This is a genomic window from Streptomyces spongiae (assembly GCF_009377185.1).
In the GTDB taxonomy this organism is placed as follows: domain Bacteria; phylum Actinomycetota; class Actinomycetes; order Streptomycetales; family Streptomycetaceae; genus Streptomyces; species Streptomyces spongiae.
In genome coordinates this window covers 1-4,282 of record NZ_VJZC01000740.1, presented here as the reverse complement: position 1 = coordinate 4,282, position 4,282 = coordinate 1, and the positions used below count along the sequence as shown (strand labels likewise).

The following is a 4,282-nucleotide window of genomic DNA, read 5'->3' as shown; positions in this document are numbered from 1 at the left end:
GGCGGGGCCCGCTCCGATTCAGTCGCCCGTCCTCACCACGTGGCGCGCACCTGGCGGATGATCCGTCGGCGCAACCGCACCCTGCGGCTACCGTCCCGCAGCAGGCTGAGGCGATCCAGCTCCCAGTGACCGTACTCGGCGTGGTCCGTCAGCAGACGTGTGGCTTCCTTGCGGGAGACCCCGCGCGGAACGTACACGTCGACAAATTCGTATTCCGGCATCGCATCTATTGTGCGGGCAGAGGCCCAGTACGGATAGCGTCTGCACTATGTCTGATGCTGCGCAGCCCACCGCTGCCGAGGTACGCGCCGCCGCCGAGGCGGTCAAGACCGCGCTCGACCGCCACCTGGCCGCGGTCGAGCGGAGGACGGGTGAGGACGACCCGTCCGTCTACGAGGCGTTCAACGAGCTGGCCGCGGCCGCCGAGGAGTACGACGAACTCCTCTACGACCGCTACGACGAGGTCACGCCCTTCGAGATCCCCGGCACGGTGCCGACCTACACGGGGCCGGAACCGGACGCCATCAGCGTACTGATCCGCCGCGACTACACCGTGGCGGAGCCCCAACGGCTGCTGGCACAGGCGCAGCGCGTGGAAGCCGCGGAGGACGACCGGAACGGGTCCGGCGATCTGGACGACTCCCTCGGCACCGCCCATGCCCTGGACATCGTGTTCGGCGAGTTCGAGGCCGACGAGATCGCCTCGCGGCACAAGGAGTTCGGGCTGGAGGAGGGCGACTCCACGCTCTGGGTGACGGCTCTGGACACCCAGCCCGAGCCCGGCGAATGGCTGGAGGCCCCCTTCGAGCAGCCCGACGAGGACCGGGTCATCTGCCGCTTCGACGCCAGCACCAGCTTCGAGGAAGGCTCCGACGACGAGCTGGACGACGATGCCGTCCCCGAACCAGAACTGGACGACGACGAGGACCTGGAGCCGCTGGACGCGGATCGCTGACCACTTCCGGTCCCGGGGCTGAATACTTCCCGTCCCGGCGCTGAGCACGGCGAGCCGGCGGTCACCTGATGTCAGGTGACCGCCGGTTTTCCTGTCGCGAGGGGGGGACCCCGCGGCCGGAGCGTCTCAACCCGCCGTCGGGACCTGTGCCTTGAGCAGGGCGGGCAGACGGGTCGTACGGGGCTTGGCGAACACCTCGGCCACGGCCCGGGGCAGCGCCTGCTCCACACCGTGCACCACGGACAGATGACGCTCGGCGCGGCCGAAAGCCGTGTAGACCCAGGGCCGGCTCAGGGACTGGGCGGCGTCACCGGGCAGCACGACCACCGCGGCCGGCCACCGCTGACCGACCGCCTGGTGCGCGGTCAGCGCCCACCCGTGCCGCACGGACTGCTCCACCCGCTCCTTCGGTACGACGACGGGGGCGCCCGCACACTCCAGGTGCAGCCCGTCGGCGTCGGCCGTCACGACGCGGCCCGGCACCGTACGACCCGGCGCGGGGGAGTAGGCGACGCGGTCGCCGGGGTCGAAGCCGCCGAAACGGCCCGGGCCCGGGTTCAGCCGCTCCTTCAGCGCGGCGTTGAGCGCGCGGGTACCGGCCGCGCCGCCGTGGCCCGGCGTGATCACCTGCGTCTGCTCGGCCGGAACCCCGATCGCCCGCGGCACCGAGTCCGCGACGAGCTGCACGGTCCGGTGCACCGCCTCGCCGGCGTCCCGCACGGGCACGATCACGACCTCCTTGCCGGGCGCGTCGACCTGGTTCAGTTCGCCGATCCCGATCCCGGAGACCAACTCGCCGAGGGGGCCCGGGTCGGGCGTGCGCGAGGCGACCTGCGGGCACACCCGGGCGGCGAGCAGATCCGCGAAGACCCGCCCCGGCCCGGCGGACCACAGCACCCCCGGATCGCCGCTGAGCACCAGCCGCGCCCCGTCGGGCAGCGACTCGGCGAGCACCGCTGCGGCCTCGACGTCGAGCTGCGGGGCGTCGAGCACGACGAGGAGGTCGAGGTCCAACGCCCCGTCCGCGTCCCGCCCGGGCCCTTCGGCACCGGACAGGAGCCCGGCGACGGTCACCACGGCCGGCGGGGCGTCCTCCTGGGCCGGCATGTCGCCCTCGGGCACCGCACCACCCACGTCGGCGAGCAGCGCTGCGAACCTCCGTCGTCCGTCCGGGGTGTGGGCGGCCGCGTACGCGCGCAGGCCGAGTGTGCGCGCGGCGGCGACCAGGGCCGCGGGCTCCGCGCGGGACGCCTCGCCGCCGGTGTGCAGGACCAGGCCGTGCCCGGCGACCGCGTTGATCAGCTCCGCTGCGGAGCGCGTGGCCGACGCGGCGGCCCGCTCCCAGTCGGCGGCCGAACCGTCCTCCTTGGGCACCGAGTTGATCACCCGGGCCAGTCCGTCGGCGAGGCTCTCCTCCGCGAGGGCGTACCGCTCCAGACCGAGCAGGACACGGACCGGTCGCTCCTCCGCCTCCTCGCCCTCCGCCTCCTCACCCTTGGCCTCCTGGACCGAGGTGGCGTCGTCGAGGGCGTCCTGGAAGACCAGGGCCTCGCCCTCCGCGATGGCGCTCTGCACGGCCGCGTCCGGGTCCGGCACCGAACGCTGGGCGAGCGCGGTGGTCAGGGCCGGGAGCTCCAGGGCCGTGTGCCCGGCGAGAGCCGCCTGCTCCAGGAGCCAGACGGTGACGGCACGGGCGCGCCGCTCGTCGTCGGGGCCGCACTCCGCTCCGAGCAGTGCCCGCGCGAAGCCGTCGGCCTGCTCGGGCCGCACACCGGAGACCCGCAGCAACTGCCAGGGGTCCGCGCGCAGTTCGCCCTCCGCGCGCTCTCCGAGCACGGTGGCGACCTGCGGTGCGAGCGTCTCCGGGGCGCCGCCCTCGGCCAGTACGGCACGCACGGACTCGACCGCCTCGCGTGCGGGAGCGGCGGGGCCCGCGGGGGCCACGGGCACCGAGGGCTGGGGGGCCCGCACCGGCTCGGCCGCGGGCCTGCGCGGTGCGGGTGCCGGCTCACTGGACGCGGGGGACGGCTTCTGTCCGCTCTCCACGGCCCGTACGGCCGCGAGCAGATCGGCTGCGGTGCCACTGAGTTTGGCCCCGCTCGCGATCGGTGCCTCCTTCTCGGCCTTCCGTCGCTCGATGCGCTCCCGCTCCACCTGCTGGGCCGCCAACTCGGCCTCGGCCTCGGACCGGTCGGACCCGGCGGCGTCGTCGGCCCCGGCACCCGCCTCGGGCGTCTCCGTGGTCTCGGGCTCCGTGCTCACAGCGTGCTCCAGTCGTGATCGGGATAGCGGTGCAGGGGCGCCGACACGTCGTCGAGAGCCCGGCAGATCTCGTCAGGAAGAGTAAGGGTCTCCACTGACAACGCGGCCGTGAGCTGCTGCGCGTTGCGCGCGCCGACGATCGGGGCGCCCACACCGGGGCGGTCGCGGACCCAGGCGAGGGCCACCTGGAGCGGAGTCGCGGCGAGACCGTCCGCCGCGGTCTGCACCGCGTCCACGATGCTGCTCGCCGTCTCGTCGAGGTACGGCGCGACGAAGGGGGCCAGGTGCTCCGAGGCGCCCCGTGAGTCGGCGGGCGTGGAGTGTCGGTACTTGCCGGTGAGGACGCCGCGGCCGAGTGGGGAGGACGGCAGCAGTCCGACGCCCAGGTCCAGGGCCGCGGGGAGCACCTCGCGCTCCACGCCGCGCTGGAGCAGGGAGTACTCCATCTGCGTACTGGCCAGGCGGGTGCGTATGCCCGGGGCCGCGAGCTGCCATGTCGCGGCCTTCGCGAGCTGCCACCCGCAGAAGTTGGAGACGCCGGCATACCGTGCCCGTCCGCTGCTGACCGCGAGGTCGAGGGCGTGGAGGGTCTCCTCCAGCGGGGTGCCGGTGTCGTAGGCGTGGACGTGCCACAGGTCCACGTAGTCCGTGCCGAGGCGGGCCAGGGAGGCGTCGAGTGCCGCGAGCAGGTGGCCGCGTGAGCCGTCGAAGCGGCGGTCGGGGTCCGGCACGCTGCCCGCCTTGGTCGAGATGACCAGGTCCCGGCGTGGCACGAGCCCTTCCATGAGCTGCCCGAGCAGATACTCGGACTCGCCGTCCCCGTACACGTCCGCCGTGTCGACGAGGGTGCCGCCCGCCTCCCAGAACACCTTCAGCATGTCCGCGGCGTCGTGCTCGTCCGTGTCACGTCCCCAGGTCAGGGTGCCGAGCCCGATCCGGGACACACGCAGGCCGGTACTGCCGAGATGCCTCTGCTCCATGAACGCGACACTACTGTCCGGAACTCGGCGCGTGGGAAGCCTGTGGACAACGGATGTTCTCGCCCCCGCCGCCCCTACCCGTCCC

At 73.6% G+C, this 4,282-nt stretch carries 4 protein-coding genes; 1 reads left to right on the top strand and 3 read right to left on the bottom strand.

Features of this window, described 5'->3' with window-relative positions; genetic code table 11:
- Positions 1–32: 32 nt before the first annotated feature.
- Complete coding sequence (locus FNH08_RS45765) at positions 33–221, bottom strand: DUF5703 family protein (protein WP_014671721.1); 189 nt, start codon at positions 219–221, stop codon at positions 33–35.
- A 47-nt stretch (positions 222–268) separates the two neighbouring features.
- Here FNH08_RS45765 and FNH08_RS45760 point away from each other — a divergent pair, with 47 nt between their 5' ends.
- The gene (locus tag FNH08_RS45760; protein WP_152777567.1) at positions 269–955 is read left to right on the top strand and encodes a hypothetical protein; all 687 of its coding nucleotides are present in this window, start codon (positions 269–271) and stop codon (positions 953–955) included.
- 126 nt (positions 956–1,081) lie between these two features.
- On the opposite strand, the gene FNH08_RS45755 is transcribed toward FNH08_RS45760, so the two are convergent.
- Both FNH08_RS45755 and FNH08_RS45750 read right to left on the bottom strand, forming a co-directional pair.
- The gene (locus FNH08_RS45755) at positions 1,082–3,217 is read right to left on the bottom strand and encodes a helix-hairpin-helix domain-containing protein (protein WP_322726513.1); all 2,136 of its coding nucleotides are present in this window, start codon (positions 3,215–3,217) and stop codon (positions 1,082–1,084) included.
- A complete protein-coding gene (locus FNH08_RS45750; protein WP_152777563.1) occupies positions 3,214–4,197 on the bottom strand; it encodes an aldo/keto reductase in 984 nt (327 codons plus the stop codon). Before FNH08_RS45750 ends, FNH08_RS45755 begins: the two co-directional genes overlap by 4 nt.
- Between the last annotated feature and the right edge of the window lie 85 nt (positions 4,198–4,282).

What these genes read in the sequence shown, in the direction of transcription:
- FNH08_RS45765 (WP_014671721.1), bottom strand. Translation starts at nt 221, where the DNA reads ATGCCGGAATACGAATTTGTCGACGTGTACGTTCCGCGCGGGGTCTCC.
- FNH08_RS45760 (WP_152777567.1), top strand. Translation starts at nt 269, where the DNA reads ATGTCTGATGCTGCGCAGCCCACCGCTGCCGAGGTACGCGCCGCCGCC.
- FNH08_RS45750 (WP_152777563.1), bottom strand. Translation starts at nt 4,197, where the DNA reads ATGGAGCAGAGGCATCTCGGCAGTACCGGCCTGCGTGTGTCCCGGATC.